The sequence below is a fragment of the Streptomyces sp. NPDC002467 genome (genome assembly GCF_042889825.1).
Taxonomy (GTDB): Bacteria; Actinomycetota; Actinomycetes; order Streptomycetales; family Streptomycetaceae; genus Streptomyces.
In genome coordinates, this window is sequence record NZ_JBIARJ010000007.1 from 66,886 (window position 1) to 84,907 (window position 18,022).

17 protein-coding genes and 1 pseudogene are annotated in these 18,022 nt (G+C 70.3%); 8 read left to right on the forward strand and 10 right to left on the reverse strand.

From position 1 onward, the window contains the following. Positions 1–351 precede the first annotated feature (351 nt). Positions 352–584 (forward strand): annotated as a pseudogene (locus ACFYYJ_RS16575) (hypothetical protein); the annotation flags it as partial. Positions 585–1,878: 1,294 nt separating this feature from the next. Here ACFYYJ_RS16575 and ACFYYJ_RS16580 read toward each other — a convergent pair. The 4 genes from ACFYYJ_RS16580 to ACFYYJ_RS16595 all read right to left on the reverse strand — a co-directional run bounded on the left by ACFYYJ_RS16580 (position 1,879) and on the right by ACFYYJ_RS16595 (position 4,898). After that, a complete protein-coding gene (locus ACFYYJ_RS16580) occupies positions 1,879–2,106 on the reverse strand; it encodes a hypothetical protein (protein WP_389132956.1) in 228 nt (75 codons plus the stop codon). Positions 2,107–2,314: 208 nt separating this feature from the next. Then, entirely contained in the window at positions 2,315–3,229 is a 915-nt protein-coding gene (locus tag ACFYYJ_RS16585) for a serine hydrolase (protein ID WP_389132959.1), read from the reverse strand. A gap of 257 nt (positions 3,230–3,486) precedes the next feature. Beyond that, on the reverse strand, positions 3,487–4,380 hold the full coding sequence (locus ACFYYJ_RS16590) for a hypothetical protein (protein ID WP_389132962.1): 894 nt from the start codon (positions 4,378–4,380) through the stop codon (positions 3,487–3,489). After that, a complete protein-coding gene (locus ACFYYJ_RS16595; RefSeq protein ID WP_385120554.1) occupies positions 4,377–4,898 on the reverse strand; it encodes a SigE family RNA polymerase sigma factor in 522 nt (173 codons plus the stop codon). The genes ACFYYJ_RS16590 and ACFYYJ_RS16595 overlap by 4 nt, the downstream gene beginning before the upstream one ends. A 267-nt stretch (positions 4,899–5,165) precedes the next feature. Here ACFYYJ_RS16595 and ACFYYJ_RS16600 point away from each other — a divergent pair, with 267 nt between their 5' ends. Next, entirely contained in the window at positions 5,166–5,378 is a 213-nt protein-coding gene (locus tag ACFYYJ_RS16600; RefSeq protein WP_389132965.1) for a hypothetical protein, read from the forward strand. Between the two features lie 450 nt (positions 5,379–5,828). On the opposite strand, the gene ACFYYJ_RS16605 is transcribed toward ACFYYJ_RS16600, so the two are convergent. Next, positions 5,829–7,244: a hypothetical protein gene (locus tag ACFYYJ_RS16605; RefSeq protein WP_389132967.1), complete on the reverse strand. Its 1,416-nt coding sequence runs from the start codon at positions 7,242–7,244 to the stop codon at positions 5,829–5,831. A 722-nt stretch (positions 7,245–7,966) separates the two neighbouring features. Between ACFYYJ_RS16605 and ACFYYJ_RS16610 the strand changes: the two genes are divergently transcribed. Continuing rightward, complete coding sequence (locus tag ACFYYJ_RS16610) at positions 7,967–8,242, forward strand: STAS domain-containing protein (RefSeq protein ID WP_389132970.1); 276 nt, start codon at positions 7,967–7,969, stop codon at positions 8,240–8,242. Positions 8,243–8,643: 401 nt separating this feature from the next. Beyond that, positions 8,644–9,072 carry a protein-tyrosine phosphatase family protein gene (locus ACFYYJ_RS16615; RefSeq protein WP_389132973.1) on the forward strand — a complete coding sequence of 143 codons (429 nt, stop codon included), beginning with the start codon at positions 8,644–8,646 and terminating at the stop codon, positions 9,070–9,072. 1,127 nt (positions 9,073–10,199) lie between these two features. Here the strand turns inward: ACFYYJ_RS16615 and ACFYYJ_RS16620 are convergent. Then, entirely contained in the window at positions 10,200–10,334 is a 135-nt protein-coding gene (locus tag ACFYYJ_RS16620) for a hypothetical protein (protein ID WP_389132976.1), read from the reverse strand. Between the two features lie 316 nt (positions 10,335–10,650). Further along, positions 10,651–12,264 carry a phospholipase gene (locus tag ACFYYJ_RS16625; protein WP_389132979.1) on the reverse strand — a complete coding sequence of 538 codons (1,614 nt, stop codon included), beginning with the start codon at positions 12,262–12,264 and terminating at the stop codon, positions 10,651–10,653. Positions 12,265–12,764: 500 nt separating this feature from the next. Between ACFYYJ_RS16625 and ACFYYJ_RS16630 the strand changes: the two genes are divergently transcribed. The 3 genes from ACFYYJ_RS16630 (at position 12,765) to ACFYYJ_RS16640 (ending at position 15,628) form a co-directional block, all read left to right on the forward strand. Continuing rightward, positions 12,765–13,271 carry a CAP domain-containing protein gene (locus tag ACFYYJ_RS16630; RefSeq protein WP_385120522.1) on the forward strand — a complete coding sequence of 169 codons (507 nt, stop codon included), beginning with the start codon at positions 12,765–12,767 and terminating at the stop codon, positions 13,269–13,271. 282 nt (positions 13,272–13,553) lie between these two features. Further along, complete coding sequence (locus ACFYYJ_RS16635; protein WP_389132983.1) at positions 13,554–13,766, forward strand: hypothetical protein; 213 nt, start codon at positions 13,554–13,556, stop codon at positions 13,764–13,766. A 608-nt stretch (positions 13,767–14,374) separates the two neighbouring features. Beyond that, positions 14,375–15,628, forward strand: coding sequence for an NAD(P)/FAD-dependent oxidoreductase (locus tag ACFYYJ_RS16640; RefSeq protein WP_389132986.1), 1,254 nt, complete (start codon positions 14,375–14,377; stop codon positions 15,626–15,628). 162 nt (positions 15,629–15,790) lie between these two features. On the opposite strand, the gene ACFYYJ_RS16645 is transcribed toward ACFYYJ_RS16640, so the two are convergent. Continuing rightward, entirely contained in the window at positions 15,791–16,126 is a 336-nt protein-coding gene (locus ACFYYJ_RS16645) for a hypothetical protein (RefSeq protein ID WP_389132989.1), read from the reverse strand. Positions 16,127–16,401: 275 nt separating this feature from the next. On the opposite strand from ACFYYJ_RS16645, the gene ACFYYJ_RS16650 reads away from it, so the two are divergent. Beyond that, positions 16,402–16,695: a hypothetical protein gene (locus ACFYYJ_RS16650; RefSeq protein ID WP_389132992.1), complete on the forward strand. Its 294-nt coding sequence runs from the start codon at positions 16,402–16,404 to the stop codon at positions 16,693–16,695. 41 nt (positions 16,696–16,736) lie between these two features. Here the strand turns inward: ACFYYJ_RS16650 and ACFYYJ_RS16655 are convergent, their stop codons facing one another. Together ACFYYJ_RS16655 and ACFYYJ_RS16660 are read right to left on the reverse strand one after the other, a co-directional pair. Then, positions 16,737–17,042 (reverse strand): hypothetical protein, encoded by a 306-nt coding sequence (locus tag ACFYYJ_RS16655; protein WP_389132993.1) that lies wholly within the window; start codon positions 17,040–17,042, stop codon positions 16,737–16,739. A gap of 519 nt (positions 17,043–17,561) precedes the next feature. Continuing rightward, a complete protein-coding gene (locus tag ACFYYJ_RS16660; RefSeq protein ID WP_389132996.1) occupies positions 17,562–18,002 on the reverse strand; it encodes a hypothetical protein in 441 nt (146 codons plus the stop codon). Positions 18,003–18,022 lie beyond the last annotated feature (20 nt).

The following is an 18,022-nucleotide window of genomic DNA, read 5'->3' on the forward strand; positions in this document are numbered from 1 at the left end:
CTGCAGGCGCGGCTGGAGGGTGTCGCAGAGCGTGCGTATCGGGCAGGTCGGCGTAGTGCTTGACGTTCTGTTTCACCCGGCGGAGATGATGCTGTACACGATGGCGACGGCCTCGACGGAGTGATGGAGGCTGAGATCTCACAGTTTCGTGGCAGTGCACCACCTGCACGAATACCACCCCACGACAGTGGAATCGCCCCGATCTCCCACACCCATGACAACGAGCCCCACCCAGGAAACCAGCGCTGACCTGCCCCAACCCACAGACCTCACTGTCCCTCACTCCACCGTCACGGAACCGAGAGATCGCACCCGGCTCCCGAGGAGGCCGTGAAGCCGTCCACGACGCCGCTGAGCGCCTTCGAGAAGGGCGTGGCGGCCCCTGGAGCAGTACAAGGGGGCTCGGGAAAGGCTGTGTGAAGGTCCCAAGGGCTCACGTAGAGCGCTTGGAGGACGGGTCCGAGGTGAAGCTCGGGGTGTTCCTCAGCAACGGCAAAGGCCGCCGGGCCAAGCCAACCGCCGACAGGCTCGCCGTGCTGGCCCGCCTCGGACTGGAGTGGGCAGCCGAGGAAGGCGCGGCGTGATGACCGCACGCGGCCAGGACGCGGGGCAGCAGCCGGTCAGCGCTGCCCCGCGTCAGCGGATCGCCGACCGACGGCGCAGGCATTGCCCGCGCCCATCTCATTCCTTGTCACGACTCTTGTCATGGCTCTTGAGGTTGCGGCCTGCGCCGCTGGGTGACTTCAGGTAAGCGTTCTCCGCCTCTGCACTCTGCCACTTGGCGTACAGGTACGTGCACGCAGCTCCCAGGACGGCAAGGGTCACGCCCTGAGTTGCTACCAGGCGCTTAGTGAGCTTGCCTCCAACTGGTGGCGACGCGCTCTTGCCGATGCCGACGTGGCCGGTCTCCAGTGAGTGCCGCTGTAGTTCTTCGAGACCGTCAGACTGAAAGGGGCATGCGGTGCATGCGTATTCGGTAATCAGTTGATCCCCCTAACAGAAAGTAGGTTGCCACAGACTGAGTGCGTCCGCGCACCACTTGGTCATCCTCCAGCCCGGAGCCACCCGAAGGACAAGCAATTCCCGCGGACAGACCCCGGGAGTGCTGGGCAATCCGGGGGTGCAGGCGGCGGAGACGGAGCTCGGGCTGGAACTGCGCGCCCGTCTCCGACCCTTCCAGGACCGCCACGACCAGGCCATACGGAAGGCGACGCGGCCCGGCTCACCGAGGTCTGCATGGGCAGCACGGCCGCCGGGGGGGCAGATCTACGCCCTGCCCGACGGGCACGAGACCTCCATGGAGGCAGCGCATTGTGGCCGCAACAGCGAGGGCCGAGGCAGCGCACCTGCCACCTGGTGAGCGGCGACGGTGAGACCGGCGAAAGGACCCCTGGGCGCGCGAGCGGCCCGGGGGGCCTTCTCTGTCCGAGGCCAGCAACACCGCTCCCAGGCCCTGCACGCACTGAGGTGCGTGCAGGGCCTGGGGTTCTGAGCTGCGGTATCGCACTGGCGCGTGTAGGTCCTGGGATCGTCGGGGCGCTCCCCTTTCCGGACTGGGGCCCGCAGCGTGCTGCGGGGTTGATGGGGTCAGTCGAGCAGTCCCGCGAGGAATCGGCCTCACCGGTCAGCCTCACGAGCCACACCCCGTTCGCCTCGGGGGCGCACCACGGCCTGCAGCAGATCGTGTTCTACAGTCAATTCGCCCCCAGGTCCCATCCGCCCGCAGCGGCGCGAAACAGGACCCCTCTCAGACCACGGCCACCGGACCATCCCCCCGATCCGGTAGCCGTCCCTGGGGGCCGGCGCCCCATCCCCCGAGCGCGCCGGCCCCCACCCCTCCCCGGGAACCCTCAGCCCCGACGGCCCCGTGCTGCTACGTCACCGGCCGAACCGCTCGTGGGCGGACCACTTCGACGCGCCGAGGGCGCCCGCGATCTCCTCCCACGAGTAGTCGGTCCTGGCCGCCTGTACGGCCTCGGCCTGCCGGGCGTCCGCCATCGAACGCAGCAGGGTGGCCGAGTAGACGGCGGCCAGCGGGCGGACGCCATCGTCCTCGGCCTGCGCCGGCCCCATCAGGCCCGTGACGGCGTCGTGGAGAGTCACCATCAGGCGCCGGACGTCCTCGGGCAGCTCCTGGGCCAAGGCCGCTTCGGCATGGTGGCGCCACTGCGTCCGCAGCTGGTCGTCGACCCGCTGCGGAGCGTCCCACGTAGGGCGCTTGCGGCCGCCCCTCCAACCGCACTTGCAGACGACCGGGCACCTTCGGCGCGCGGGTAGCCTGCCATCCTGAGGACAGCGCCCGCCGGGGGCGGGTTCAGGGGGTGTGCGGGGTCAAGGCTCCGGCCGCGGTCGACGCGGTGCGCTCGATGAGGGCGGTGCCGGCCTCCCGGGTGGGCTGGCCGTCGGTGAGGACGACGACCAGGAGCGTGTGCCCCGCGCGCTCGACGAGGCCCATGCTGTTGACGGCCCACAGCGCGGGCGTTCCGACCGGGAGCCAGCCGTTCTTGAGCACGGGCCGGACGCCGGGGGCTCCCGCTGCGCCGACGCCCCAGTTCTGGTCGGCGGCGACGTCGCCCATGAGGGTGCGTACGTACGACCGCGATGCGGCGGTCAACGGGGAGTCCTCGGTGAACACGGCCTTGAGGAGGGCCATTTGGTCACCGACCGTGGTCCGGGTGAGTCCCCAGGGGCCCCGCTGGCCGGCGCGGGCCGGAGTGAGGCCGAGTCGGGCGTTGGCCGCGTCCAGACCCTGGCGTCGGCCGATGCCGGTCCAGAGTTCCTGGGCCGCGTCGTTGTCGCTGAAGCGGATCATGTCGGAGGCCAGCCGTCGCTGGGCCGCCGTGAGGGGGACCCCACGGTCCTGGGCCTGCAGCAGCAGGGCGGCCAGGATGTCGACCTTGATGATGCTCGCGGAGGCGAAGGTCTCGGTGGACGCGCCGTAGGCGGCCGCGCGGCCCGAGGTGAGGTCCTCGACGGCGATCGCGTACCGGCCGTGGTGCGCCCCGAGCCCGTCGAGCGCGCGTCGCACGGCCTGCTCCGGAGTCGCCGTGTCCGCGGGGGCGGGTCCCGGCCGGGACGGCGGCGCGCCGGGCACCGTCGGGGCTGCCGCCGTCGACAGGGGGCGGGGAGGCGTGCCCTCGGCGAGACCCGGGGTGGGGATCAGGAGGTGGGCCGCCAGGGTGGCGCCCACGAGCAGGGGGACGAGGAGGAAGGGCGTCCGGCGCTTCATACGGGCACTCGCTTTCGGATGTCCGGGCACGCGGACATCGCCCCTCGGCGCGTCAGGGCGTGCCGGGGCGAGCCGGGGCGTGTGTCAGGGCGCGGTCGGGGTGCGGCGAGGCGTACCGGGGTAAGGCAGGCCCTGCCGGGGTACGGCAAGGGCTGGTCGGGGGGGGCCGGACGCGCCACCGTGCGGGCGCGGTCCGGGGTCGTCCGCTGCGGGCGGCGGCTGCCGGTGACCGGTTCAGCGGCTGCCGGCGGTACGACTCATCCGCCGCAGGATTTGGCGATCTTCGCGTTCTCGTCGATGTCGATCGGGAAGGAGGAGGCGCCGCCGAGGTTCACGGTCCATCCGTGGGTGAGGGTTCCGGAGGAGGGGTTGTCGGCGAGCCAGAAGGGGGGTGTGGTGAAAGAGCAGGTGCCGGCGGTCGGCCCCTGGGCCCCGGCGGATCGCAGATGCCCGGTCACGAACTGTTTCCCGAGCGTCTCCAGTGCCGTGGAGTCACCGGACTTGGTGGCCGCCACCAGTCCGCCGTAGAAGCCGGACACCGTGGGGTCACCGCCCTTGCCGCCCCCGGCGTTCGCCGCGCAGGTCAGGTCGGTCACCTTCCCCGTGACGCCGTCGAAGGCGAGGGAAGGGCTCCGGTCGAGCGGTTCGGTCCCGTGGTACAGCAGGACCCCGCCCGCCACCAGCACGCCGTCGACCGCGGCGCCGCAGGTCACGCCCCGGGAGTCGGCGCCCCAGATCCGCTCGTACGTGGACCGGTCGGCGAACAGCGCCGCCACTTCGGCCGGATCCACCTGGGAGCGGGTGGCCGGGTTCTGGTGGCGCAGAGCGGAGAGGAACAGGGCTTTCGTCGTCCGGGCCGGGTCGGCCCGGGGCGCTTGGGCGGGCACGGAGGGGGAAGGAGGCAGTTCAGCGCTCGGGGCGGTGGCCGCCGGTGCGGGCCCCGTTGTGCGGTCCGGCCCCTCGCGGGAGACGAAGCCGGCGCCCAGGGCCACGATCACCACGGCCGCCGCCGCACCCGTCTGCAAGCGCCGCATGCGGCGCTGTCGTACAGACCCGATGAGGCCGTCCACGTCGTAGCTGGGTGGCGGTTCCCGCCGCGCACGGTCGAGCATGGCAGCGGCCAGCTCCTCCTCCAGGTCGAAGTCCTTCATGCCACTCCTTCCGAACCCGCGCGCAGTGCCTGTGTACCGACGGTCGACCGGAGCTTTCCCAGGCCCCGGGCGATCTGGGACCGGACCGAGCCGGCCGAGATGTTCATCAAGCCGCTGATCTCCGCGTCGTCGAGGTCTTCGAAGTACCGCAGCACCAGGACGGTGCGCATGCCGACCGGCAGCGACTGCAGTTCGCGCATCAGCTCGTCGCGGACCACGAGCCCTTTGTACGGATCGACGTGCCCGCCCCCGATGCCATCGTCCAGGGGGACTTCCGCACGCCATCGCAGCTTGCGCCAGCGGTCGTTCGCGAGGTTCACCAGGATCCGGCGCGCGTAGGCCTCCGGCGCGTCGGCGGAGCGGACCTTGCGCCAGTGCCGGCACACCTGCTCCAGCGTGGACTGCACCAGGTCGTCGGCCACGTGCCGTTCGCCGGTGATCAGCAGGGCAGTCCTGAACAGTGCCGAGGACCGTGCCTGCACGAAGGCCGTGAAGCCGGGAACGTCAGCGGTTCGCATGGCCACCCGGCCCGTGCCCGTTGGGCATCTTCACCCCTCCCGAAGCCGCCTTGGCTCCCCCGACGTACCTGACGGAGCCCGCTCCCCGACTGCTGCACGCCGTCTCCGACCGTGACCCAAGCGTTACCTTCCGGGCCCTCTCCGGCGCCGTGAGCACGCCCCGACACCCCGCCCCCTGCACTCAACGGCACCCACGGGACGACCCTGACGCGGGAGTACGTGGCCCGGTGGGAGCGTGGGAAGTGCGCGCCGCGCGGGTTCTGCCTCGTGGCGCTGTCCCGGGTGCTCGACGTACCGCTGTCCGTCCTGGAGGACCCCACGCTGCGACGAGAGTTCCTGACCGACGTGGCCGGCAGCGCCATAGCGCCCGTGGTCGCCTCCGACCACCTCGCGCGGGTTCGCCGCCCGCCTGACGGGCGGGCCGTCCGTGAAGGCGTGGGAGGCCAAGTGCGGACGGTCACTCATTTCCCCCAGGACTAAACTCACGTGATTCCCCAGGTGCTGCCGAGCGGCGAAGTCGTCGAGGATGAGGACGTCGGGCGGAACGGCTCCCGCATCCGCTTCTCCCCTGTCCGGTCCGCATGGCCGCCGGCCGGCTCGGCCAGGATCCGGCTGGTCTGCGCGAAGCGGACGTGGGCGGGTCTTCCCCACCCCGACCGGCCCCCGGCGGCCGGGCCGCGACCGTCCACGCCTTCGGGTGCCGGCTCGCCGGCAGCCACGCGTACCCGCTGCACACCATGCAAGGCCCTCGACGCACTCGCGCGACCCGGCACGATCGCGTGATCGAGTGCACCGGGCGCAACGCCGCCGAAGCACTGCTCCCGCCCCGGTTATGGATCGGCATCTCCCCGCGGCTCCCGGGGGGGCGGGCGCCGTAATCAGGATCCCCCTCCCCGACTCAGGCCCACGGGCCGGAAGCGGGCGGACGGCTCAGGCTGTCGGCACCCAACGCTCCGGCACCGTGTCGGTCTCCCGCACCGCCCCCTGGCGTCGGGCGGCTGCCAGGCGGGCACCCTGCTCCGCGACCGGCAGCAGGTCGGTGGGAGTAACGCCCGACTCCGGTGGAACGGCACGCCGCCCCATCAGTTCCACCCGACGGGCCTGCTCTGCCGGGAACACGTCGGCGGGCAGGAACCACGAGGCGGCGCCGGTGACGTCCACCTGGTGCAACAGGCCCTCGGCGGCGAAGTGCAGCCGGTAGCCGAGGTATTGCAGGTCGGTGTCGAAGAGCAGGGTGCCGGTGACCAGTCCGCGGGCCTGTCGTGCCCAGCGCGCCAGCCTGCCCACGGCGAGCGGCAGTACGCGGGCCCGGCCGATCGACGCCGCGTATCCGTCGGCCTCTACCCCGCCCTCGGTGAAGCGGCCCGTGCCGGTGAGGGTGATCGGACCGGGCTCGGCACCCGTACGGAACTCCAGCCGTCCGTCACCACCTCCGTCCGCGGTATGGCGGCTCCGCAGATCGGAGTACCGCGCCGTGTTGACCGCTGCCGTTTCGATGGCTGCGGCGACCACGGTGACCCGGGCGGCCGGGTTCCCGGTGAGGAGGGCCTCGGCCGTGGCCAGCGCGTGGTCTCCACCGCCGGCCACGATCCAGCTGTCAGCGGCCGTCACCGCGAGCTGCCCGTACACCAACGCGTCCCCGAAGCACAGCCGTCCGGCGGCGTCCTTGGTGGCCCGCAGGAATGCGGCGAACGCTCGGATGGCCTCGATCGGCGCCGTGACCGGGGCCAGTAGCACCGGATCGGCGCGGTCCAACAACGCCAGCACTTCCGCTGGGCTGCTGCCCCTCTGGTTGAGCACATCGGCGACTGCTGCCGTCAGCTCGCTCGCCGCCGGACGCATCCTGATCAGATCGGTCAGCAGCACACTGGCGGCCCAATTGAAGGAGTGCAGCGCGGGGCCGGTGCCGGGCACGAACTGCGGGGGCAGGCCCGGGGCGAGCGTCGGTATGCCCTCGACGTCGACCATGACCGGGTCGGGGGCCCCCGCGGGGTGGATGACCGCGACCAGACGGCGTTCCTCGTCCACGGCCAGCTCAGCGGTGCCGTTGAGCAGCGGGCCGGAGGTAGCCAGCTGGTCCAGCCACATCCGGACGGCCGTCGTCGGCACGCGCCCCATGGGGGCGGCGTACGCGTAGGGGTCGAAGCCGCACCTGTTCAGGTCTCGTAGTTGATCGGGAGAGTGACCGAGGTAGCCGAGTACACCTCGGTGGAACAGGCCGCCGCAGTCGTCGACCAGCAAGGCTCCCACCGGGCGGGCCAGAGCCGCAGGCCCGCCCCCGATCATGATCGACACAGGCCTACCAGTGCTTTCGGGCATAGCCGCGTCCCCCGCTTCGGTGATCATGTGAGTCAGAGTAACCGTGCGCACCGATCGACGGTCGAGGCACGTCACCCCACCCTCCGCCACCGTGTGGGGAGTTGCCCAGAGCCAGCCGCTGCAGGCTGGCGTTGCACGACACGCGCAGGGCCCTGTTCCTGGTTCTCGCCGACATCTTCCACGGCAGCCGTCCGCGGTTGCTCCCAAACCCGGAAACGACCTCTACTGCGTGTGGCCTACGTAACCAGGTGGGTGACCAAGCACCTCGCCGCCCACGTCCGCATGCACCTGAGCCAGTGACCTGAGTCGGAGATTCACTGTTGGTTGGACATGAGTCGTCCTGGTCCGAAGATTCCGCCGTTGTCGGTTACTGACGCCAAGAGGGTGGTGCTGGAGGGCTGGTTACGCCGCCGCACGACGGCTCAGGCTTTGTGCCAGCGGTCGCGGATCGTGCTGGAGTGCGCCGAAGGCCAGTCGATCATGGAGGTGTCCCGCCGGCTGCGGATCGCTCCGCTCGCCACACGCCCGAGCCGTGGTGTACAGCGGGTACCCGAGGACATCCCGACCGTGAACCGAACATCCACACGGCCTGCGCCGGCATCGGCTCAACCGCGGGACATAACACCACTCCAACGCCTCCGACCCTCACCTGCCCCCTCAAAGCCAGCCTGCCGCGTCATGGGCGCCATGGGAGATGCAAGAAGACGACGGTACGAGGGTGAGGTGAGCGGCCACGGTAAGCGGCTGTCGTGCACGTCTGCGGAGAGATGGACGTCGACCGGGCCCCGTTTCTGCGCAACGCCCTGCACACCGGGATCACCCGTCCTGGCGGCCCCGGACAGATCGTCGTGGATCTGGCCGACCTGTCGTTCTGCGACTCCTCTGGCCTCAATGCCCTCATCCAAGCCCGGCACACTGCGCAGGAACACGGCAAGTTGCTCAGCCCGCCCGCCCCGCGACCCCAGTTCCTGCGCCTGCTGGACATCACCGGCGCCGACACCCTCTTCAGGATCACCGACACATGACAGCCGGGAAGCACGGCACCGTGTGTCGCCAATGGGGCGCTCTGAACCGGCATGAGATCGAAGCGGAGATAAACGACGCACGGATCAGAAGGTACTCGGCCCGTGTCCGAGGGCTCCGGGGTCGGCTGGTGCGGCATCTGCATGCGCGGACCATGGCCCCCGGCTTCTGCCCGCGGACGGAGGTCGGGGAGCAACCGCAGCGCGACTCTGCCGAGGTGTGGGCTGCGGCGGCGTCATCGTCCGGGCGCCGGAAGCCGGGTGGTACGACCACATTCTCCGCATCGCCCCGGTGATGCGGAAGTGGGTAGCTGTCGGGTGCCGCACAGGGAAGCCCCGCCGCCGAGACGGCCGACAGGTGGGAACTGCCTGACCGTCAACCGGACCGCGGCTACGCTCGCATCGTGACTGCCCCCTGGGAACCCGCGATGGCCGGCGTGCTGCGACTTCCCTCCGGCCGGCTCGTCCGCGGCCGGGCGCTGAGGCGGCCGCTCCCGCAGGGCCCGCAACCCACCTTCGCGCTCTACCTGCTGGGCCACCGGCCCCCTCCGGTCGCCTGGGAGAACCGCTGGCTCCGCTGGCCCGACTTCTGGCTGCCGTCCGACAGCGCCGCGACCGCCGACGGGCTGCGCGAGGCATGGGCACGGGCCGAGACCGAACGCGTCGAGGTCGCCTGCGCCGGTGGTCACGGACGGACCGGAACCGCACTGGCATGCCTCGCCGTGCTCGACGGGGTACCCAGCCGTGAGGCCGTCGCGTACGTCCGGGAGAACTACGCTCCGCGCGCCGTCGAGACACCCTGGCAACGCCGTTTCGTCTCCCGCTTCCCGTAGCAGCAGCGCTCAACGGACCGGCTCTTCGGCTACTGCAACCGTCAGGACCCGCCGTCAAGCTCCACCGATACCCTTTCTCCCGCAGCGACTTCGGGAGAGCACTGCCGGTGCGACAGAAGGACCTGGCCGCCGAGTACGGGGGGACCCCGCAGCCGGTCAGCGGGCTGATGGCGCCGCTGTGCGAGCTGGGCAACTCGGTGTCCTCAGTACATTCGCCGGGGCGCAGGCATGCGCGCCGGGATCCGGCACACACCGCGACCGTGTCCGCTGCCCCGACTCCACCTCGACCGGCTTCCGGCCCCGCACCACACCGCACCCAACCGTGCCACAGGCCTGCCCGGGAGAGGAGTTGGTCAACGGCTGCCCACGGCCTTCACTCAGTCGGAGTCGAGTAGATCGATTCTTCTTACGACGTTCGCGTGAAGTAGTGCATCTGTGACATTCCAGCGGAAATGACGGACACCGTCCATCGCTTCTACGGAAGGTCGTCATGAAACACACCCGTCTCCTTTGTCTGGCCGTCGTTGCGGTCCTCTGCGCCGGCGCGGGAGGTGCTGCTGCGCGTCCAATGGCGTCCGACTCGGCAAGCTCTCGCAAGGCCGTCACGCATGTGGTCGCGGGCTCGGCACACTTGGCGCCCGGGCAGACCGGGGTCGCCAGCACCCGTGACTGTCCATTCGGAGAGTTGATCACCGGGGGCGGCAGTTTCGTTACCTCGAGCACGGGCAACGCGGACAGCACCTTCGTCCTGAGCCGCAGCAGCCCCCGCTTCCCCTACGACAGCCGGCCCCTCCAGTGGTCGGTCGCGGGCAGGAACACGGGTAGCTTCCCGATCGACATCACTGTCTTCGGCCTGTGCTCGGAAGGCACGATCGGCGATGCTGCCGTGGACTCCAGTGCGGGCTTGCCGGCGGTCCCGCCCGGCCTCCTGCCCGGGCAACCATCGAGCGCGCACTGATCGCCGGGGTCAGCGTGCACCCCGGCCCGATCTGCGGGGCTTCCACGGCCTCCTGAATCAACACCTCGGACCTGGACCGGCAGGGACGACACCGCGACGCCCATCGGCAGGACCTGGGGCACGGTGCGCGCAATGGTGTGCGCGGTCGCAGTGCCGGTGGCGGGCGGGGTCAGGGCAAGGGCGGCGGCAGCCACCGCAGCGGCCCGCTGCTCAGGCGGGCCTGTGCACGGAACTGCCGCAGGGCTGTGGCCAGTTCGCCGCGTTCGGGAGCGATGTGGTCCACCGGGAGTTCAGAGCGTCCCATGATCCCCTCCTCAGCGGCCTGCGTGCACGGCATCGCGGACCATCGCGGACAGCAGGCCGCGGCCGCCCGGGGTCACGGGGCGAGCACCAGGCCCGCACCGATCCCGCCGGCTGCGTACGGTTCCGGCGCCGCGACTGCATCCCCCACGCCCCGGTACCCGACACTGCCCCCGGAAGCTGCTCGGCGAACGTCCGCTTCGGGCACGAGGTATCGGAGCAGAAGAACCGCCGGACCCGCTAGGCCAGTACAACGCGCGTCGCCCTCCACTCGGCAGGCCAGCCGGAAGCCGCAGGTAAGAGCTGTGGAGGTGGGTCCGTCAGGCCTGGCAGAGGCCGCGGGCGTAGTCGTACGTCGCGGTGGTCTGCGAGTAGCGCCATTGCGGGTCCAGCAGGTCGCGCTTGAGCTGTTCGGCCGCGTCCGGGCTTTCGACCACGTACCCGAAGTCCTGCAGCCAGGACGGATAGAGGTTCTTCGATCCGATGTAGAAGGCGGAGCCGTCGACCGAGACCAGCTTGTGGTGCTGGGCGTACGGCTTGCCGTCGGCCCAGGTCGCCCTGTCCGAGGCTCGGAAGGTGGCCAGCTGGAGGTTCTCGCACAGTGCCGTACGCGCCCGCGTGCCGTCACCGGTCAGGGACGTGACCCGGCCGCGCAGGGCATCGCTCACCTCGGAGAGGGATTTGATCTGCGAGTAGCCGCCGCTGCCGATCGTGCCGCGGTTCGCCGGGTCGCTCACGACGATGCGGACCTTCACGCCGGAAACGAGTTTCGCGGCGAGGGCGTCGTACAAGCGCACGTCGTAGCGGGGCAGCGGCGGGCAGGTGGCGTGGACGTCCTGCTGGGAGATCTCGATGTGCGAGGTCGCGCTGGAGACCAGGGCACGCAGGGCGCTCTCCTCCGGGTTGACGGTGTCGTAGTCGCGGTCGGCGTTGGTGTTGTCGTGCAGCCCGATCCCGCATTTGGTGTCGTCGGCCGTGGGGAGGACCGGGCGGAAGGAGGACGTGGGGTCGTTCTGGCGGATGCCCACGCCGAGACCGCCGACGGCGAGTGCGGGCACGTTCCCCCCACCCTCCGGGGCGGCGGGCCGGGGCAGGGTGGGCATGCACTCCGCGCCGGACGAGGCGGCGAACCAGACGGAGTTCCAGTTGTTCTTGTTGCGGCAGGTCCAGTCCCACAGGGAGTCCAGGTAGCGGCCCGCGGAGCCCGCCGCCGGCCCGGAGAGCGCGAGGTCCACGTCGCTCACCGGGTGGGTGGTCTCCAGGTAGTCGTCCTTCCAGCTGTTGATGCCGCCGGTGATCACCGAACTGCCGTCCACCACGAGCAGTTTGGAGTGGTTCCAGGAGAAGGCGGTCTTCGAGGTGGTCATCGACGCCACGTTGAGGGTGATGCTGTCGGCAGCGGCCGGACCCAGCTTCGCGAGCAGCTCGTCCCGGTAGGACGAGGGGATCACCGTGGAGTGGTAGACGGGCGCGGCGCCCACCATGATGCGCACCTTCAGTCGGTTGCCCTTCCGAATGGATTCCCGGAGGCCCGCGACGATCGCCTCCTGGTAGCCGCCGTTGGGGAACGGCGCCAGCGTCGATATGTCCACCGTCTGCCTGGCGTCGGCGATGTCCTGGCGCATCTTCTCCAGGAGACGGCGCGAGCCGGGCCGGTCGGAGCAGGCGGCGTCGCCCCAGCAACCGGGTGTCTGGAGCAGCCAGTCGGCGCCCTCGGGCGTGGAGGAGCCGAGGCGATTGCCCGAGGTCCGTTCCCAGACGGACCCCTGGAGGCCGGGCGAGACTTGACGCAGGGTCTGCTCGACCGAGTCGAGGTGCGGTGTGGGTGCACCGGCCGCGGGGGTGGCGGCGGCCGTGGCGGTGGCGAGCAGGGAGAAGCCGAGTGCGAGGGCCGAGGTGGAGACGAGAGCCGTCGTGCGGACGGTGCGTGCCAATGTGGTTCCTTGACTGGGGGGGGTGGCTCTGGGTCGGGAGCGTGGTCGACCACGGCTCCGACCTTGATCAACTCCAGCAAGTTACCACCTGGTAGCCTCCTGTTCGCCCGCTTTGGTCGAGTTCCGGCCACCTGGTGACAGGGTGAGGCGGCCGAGCTCCTTCAGGCGCAGCACGCCGGGGCCTGCGATGTCGAGGTCACTCCCAACAGGCTGCCCTTGAACGCTCCGTTGTCCTGGACCATCAAGATCCAGGTCTCTCCGGTGTCCACAATCCGGGGTCGCGGCCCGCACCTGTCCCTCAGTCCCGGTCGCCACCCCCCTCACGCAGACATACGCTGGATTCAGGGGAGGCGGCCACGAGCCGCCCGTACCAGAACACCGCGTCACCGATGGCTCAGTCGCCATCGTGTTTGTCGGCCGTGTTGCCCCTTCCCATGACGGTCGACGGTCGCGAACCGTGCCGACACGCTCCGCTGTTTCCGCGCGACCGGGGAGTCGCAATGACAAGACTTTCTCGTGCACGCCGTCAGGCCATGGCCCTTGCGGCAACGCTGATGGCCGGAGGAATGGTCCTGGGGGCGGGCTCAATGGCGTCCGCCACCGTCTCGGCCAGGCTTCCCGCCGAGGTCAGCCCCGCCGACCAGGCGGCCCTCCTGAATGACACGAATGCGATACGTCAGACAGAAAACGCGCCGCCCATCGCCTGGGACGCGGCTCTCGCCTCAGGCTCGCAGGCTTGGGCCGACAACCCCGCTTCCCACGCCGGTGGGCTCGCGCACGACACGAGCTTCAACAGCGGTGCCGAGAACATGTCGAGTGCCGGGCCATCCCAGGCCGTATCGCAATGGGCCGGAGAGAAGGCCGCCTACGACGCGGCCGGCCCGAACTGGAACACGGATGACCCCGGCTACAGGAACTGGGGCCACTACTGGAACATGGTTCAGAAGAACTACACGAAGATGGGGTGCGGCGCCGCGGACGGCGTGACGGTCTGCCGCTACGCCTGACCGGACCCACTCGGGCCGCCATGCCGGGCCGCCATGCCGCGCACACCGCTGCCGAGAACCAGCTTGACCTTGGTCTCCGTTGTAGCAGACCGCCACGAACGGCGGCGCCGAGCCAACCGAGGCCCACACACCGGTGCGCCGCCACCGCGGCCCCTCGTTGCGCAGGCATTCGGGTGGCGGCGCGCCCTCTCGGGCTGCCGGCACCGGTCGGGTTGAACATGCTGGGGCCGGGCTCGGCATCGCCGTCGGTGCCGCCCCTCCCCACTCGAGAAGGAGTACCGCATGCCGACGGACGCGGTAGGACGATTCCTCGCGGCCTTGGATCCGCATCACCGGGAGGCCTTCACCAGCAGACCCCGCGAGGATCAGGAGCGGCTCGTGGCCGCTTGGGAGCGGGAGCTGGCGTCGGACGACGAGCTCGACACTCTCGATGAGCTCTCTCCACCCGCCGCGGAGGCAGAAGCGGCCCGTCGTGTCATGGCCCTGGAGTCCTGACAGGTGCCGTAGCGCAGCCATGCCTGGAGCGCCCGTGTCTGGACGGACGGTGTGGTCGGGTGGTCGGGGTGGTTCGAGTCCGCGAGCCTGCATTGCCTTGGCGGTCCGAAGGACGCCTCGATGGGGTTGGCCCAGGACGTGTAGGTCGGGGTGAAGCAGCTCGACCTGGTTCCGGGCCGCCCACCTGCGGATCCTCCAGTCGAGGTGGGCGGAGGGATTGTCGAGGATCACGCAGCTCGGGGCATCGGGCGCTCCGTAGACGCTGTGGAGCGTGTCCGGGGCATCACGGCGGGGCAGATCGCTCCCTGATGCGGTCCGACGTCGAGGCGCCGGCCATCGACACGGTGGGCGTCGCCGGGGATGCGGTGTGGATCTACCGCGGGCTCGACCGAACACGTACGTGCGGCGACGGATACCGAGAGGCTCACCGAGGCCGCATCAGCCGCTGAGGGGCCGGCCATCTCGTACCTGCACGCGCACCTGGACACACCCGGATGGGCGGCCGTCGAGGCTGCCGGCGGTGTCGTGTACGTGTCGGGGGCATGCGCGGCACAGAGTGAACGAGCGGCGCGGGCTGCGTCGAAGCGACACGTGAGTGAGGTGGTCGTATGTCCTCTGGCCTCGACGCGGCGGACGTGCTGGTCGTCGGTGCCGGAGTCTCCGGGTTGGCGTGCGCCCGGGACCTGCTGTCGGCCGGCGTGCGCGTGCGGGTGCTGGAGGCCGGCGACGCGGTCGGCGGACGGATGCGTTCGGACCGGGTCGGCGGCTTCGTCGTGGACCGCGGGTTCCAGGTGTTCAACTCCGCCTACCCTCAGGTCCGGCGCAGGTTCGACCTGAGGGAACTCCGGCTCCGGCCCTTCACGCCCGGGTTCATCGTGCACGCTCCGACAGGCAGACTCGGCTTCGTCGATCCTGTCCGCCGTCCGCGCACGCTACCCGAGTTGCTCTCAGGTCGCCTCGTCGACCGTCGCGACCTGGCCGCCCTCGCCCTGCTGTCTGCTCGTGACGTGCTGCTACCACCGGCGCGGCTCAAACGGCGGCCGGACACCACCGCCCGCACCGCGTTCGCCAACGCCGGTTTCTCGGAAGCGTTCGTCGAGCGGTTCTTCCGCCCCTTCGTGGCGGGGGTCTTCTTGGAGGACGAACTGGAGACTTCCGCCCGGGTGTTCCACATGGTGTGGCGGAGCATGCTGCGCGGAACCATTTGCCTGCCTGCCGAGGGCATCGGTGCGGTGCCACGAGCCCTCGCCGCCCGCCTGCCGACAGGTGCCCTGCTGCTTGAGACCCCGGTGGCCGGGCTCACGGCCGACGGTGTGCTGACCGGCGAGGGACGAGAGATCCCGGCGCGCGCCGTCGTGATCGCCACCGGCCCCGGGGCCGTCCCGACCCTGCTCCCAGAGGTGATCCTGCCCGCCTACCGAACGGTGACGACGTACTACCACGTCGCTCCGCGGTCCCCCCTTGGCGAGCCGACACTGCTCGTGGACACCCGCCGCCGCTTCCTCAACACCTGTGTCCTGAGCGACGTCGTGCCCGGCTACGCCCCACCCGGCCACGCCCTCATCGCCACGTCGGTCACCGGCCCGGACCTGCAAGGCCGTGAGCACGAGCTGCGAACGGCGCTCGCGGAGGCGTACGGCACGGGCGCGGACGGCTGGGACCTCCTCACCGTCCGCACCATCGAGGAGGCGCTGCCAGCCATGGCTCCGCCACAGCCCCTGACCCGTACCACGCGCGTGGCACCGGGCCGTTACGTGTGCGGTGACCACCGGGCCACCGGTTCCACCCAGGGTGCGCTCGCCTCCGGTGCGCGGGCCGCCCGCGAGGTGCTGCACGACCTTCGACGCCGTGGCGTGGCGTGAACGCACCTCGTACGGGCCCCAGTCGCGGCAAGCGGCCGGCGCCGAGCCGACGGATGGCGGCTGGTGTGCGGTAACCGGTGAGGACCAGGGGCGCATGGTTCCCCGGGTCGAGGGCCCGCTCGAAAGTGCGGAAGAAATCCGTCAGGGGGCCTCGAAGGCGATTCACGGCTCGGGGGCGGTCGCAGACCTGTGGTGCTGCTGACGTTCGGTGCCGGTGTCGAAGAAGGCGTCGAGGTATGCGTTCGGCTCCAGTGCGCTGTCCCGGAACAGCGAGAACACCTCGGCACCCGAGACCGGTGTGCCACCCAGACGGTAGGACTGGGCGAAACCCAGGTAGCCGAAGCCGTTGTCGGCCGCGTACGTCTCGGCCTCCGCCTCGGCGAGGGCAATCGCCTCGTCAGCCGATGCGGCCTGCCAGAGCGTGATCCGCTCCTCGTAGCTCCTCCCGCCGTCCCAGGTCGTCCACTCGAACACGCACCGGACCCCGTACCAGTCCACGTCCCACTCCCTTCGCACCGTGCCGCTGGAGCATTCTCCGCCGCTTATGCCCAAGGCAGGCGTTGGGTGCGGGCGTATGCGGTACTTGTTCTGGCCGGCGAACGACGAGGTCCGGAGCTGACCGGCCATCACCTGCCGGCGATCACGCCAACAACCGGCACCGTCCGTTTCACAGTGCGACCGCCCCCCACGACGTGCCGCCACCACGGCGAGAAGGCCCAGGATGTTGTAGACGATGTCCTGCTTGCAGGCACGGCGTTATGGCGGGTGGTGACGTGGCCGTCGTCGTCCGCGACGCTGACGCTCTTGATCACGGCGACGACCCGGCCGGGGACGGCGGCCATGAAGTCCGCCGTGCCGAGACGGCTGTTCATGTCGCGTATGTTCCCGGGCAGGTGGTGGAGGCCGGAGACGGCCCACAGCCCGCCGACGCCGAGCAACGCCCACGGCCGGCCCCGGTCGACCGCGACGACGACCACCACACCGGCGTAGACAAGGAAGACCGCGAAGTTCGGCCGGCCGAGCCCGCGCCCGCCTTCCCCGAGCTGCCGGAGAATCGGAAGGCCTGAGGGCTCCCGGGCGGATGCCGGACGCCGATCTCCCGGCCCGTTCAGGCCGCGGTGATCCTGTCGCCCCGATCACCGCCGTTGGTCACGGTGAATTCCTCCCCGGTGGACGGGTCGCGGAAGGAAACGACCACCGGTATCCCCAAGCTCGGGGAACTTCCGTGCCGGGGCTCCCCCACCCGCTCGATCCGCCCGACCACCCGCACCGTCCGCTGGGCCCGGGTCATCCCGGCCGGCGACCGCCCGTACCCGACCAGCGCGACCACGCCGATCAGCCCGCACCACAGCGCCAGATCGCGGAAGTGCTCGTAGCGCCCGGCCCCGCCCGCTCCGCGGTGACCTGTTCCCACGGCTGCGGCGGTTCCTTCGGCGCAGCGCTGCAGCTCGGCGGCGAGCGCCTCCAGTGCTGCCGTGGTCGCGCCGCGGCGCCCGAGGTCGCGGGGGCCGTGCGGTCGCGGTGGCCGGAGACGGGGCGGTCCGGGTGCTCGGGCGTGGTGTGCCTGCCTGGGCTGTGCCGCACCCTCCCATAGCCGACCTCGCCGTGCCGGCGCGGCCCGTGTGGGCGGAGAAGTGCGATGGGCTCTACAGGAGTTCCTGGCGGGGATCGGCTGTGACGACGTGGACGCGGTCATGGTGACCATGCAGGTGGTCGGATGTGGTCTTGGCGAGGCTCAGGGGGATGTTCATGAGCGCGCCCTGCCGAGCGGCTGAGCTCGCCTTCCACAAGGCGGCCATGGAAGGCCTGGGGCGGTCTCAGCTGAACCGATGACCGCGTCGTCGCCGTCTGTCGACACAGGCCACGAACCCAACCCCAAGTCCACCGAAGACGAGCACTGCCAGCCTCATATAGCAGCCAAAGAACCAATCGCTCAGAACTCATCGAGCCCTAGGTCTGACCTCAGACTATTTCGCAACAGGCCGAGTCTGCCACTGGCACTACGTAGATAATCTTCGAGGCGTTCAGGCGGATTTTCAGGAGTACCGCGCTCGATTCCCTTGAGGAACTCATACACCCCCATGAGAGCCGCGTTCGTTGCATGGGCTTCCCGCATGACTGGGCCAGGCACGAGCATCTGCGCCTCTGAATAGATCCCCTGGTAGGCACCCCGAGCCTCCTCCAGCGCCGACTCCTGCGCCTCAGAAGGGGCTCCCTGTTCGCGCGCCTGGCTGTAGAGGAACATCACTGAATGAAATCGGCGCGCCAATTGATTGAGGGAGACATAGCAAGCTCTGCGCATTTCCTCCAGGCGTCGTTCTTCCTCTACTTGTTGCACCAGCCGACTCTCCCGCTCCGCATGCGCAAGTTCCATTGCCTTCGACCGTGTAGCGC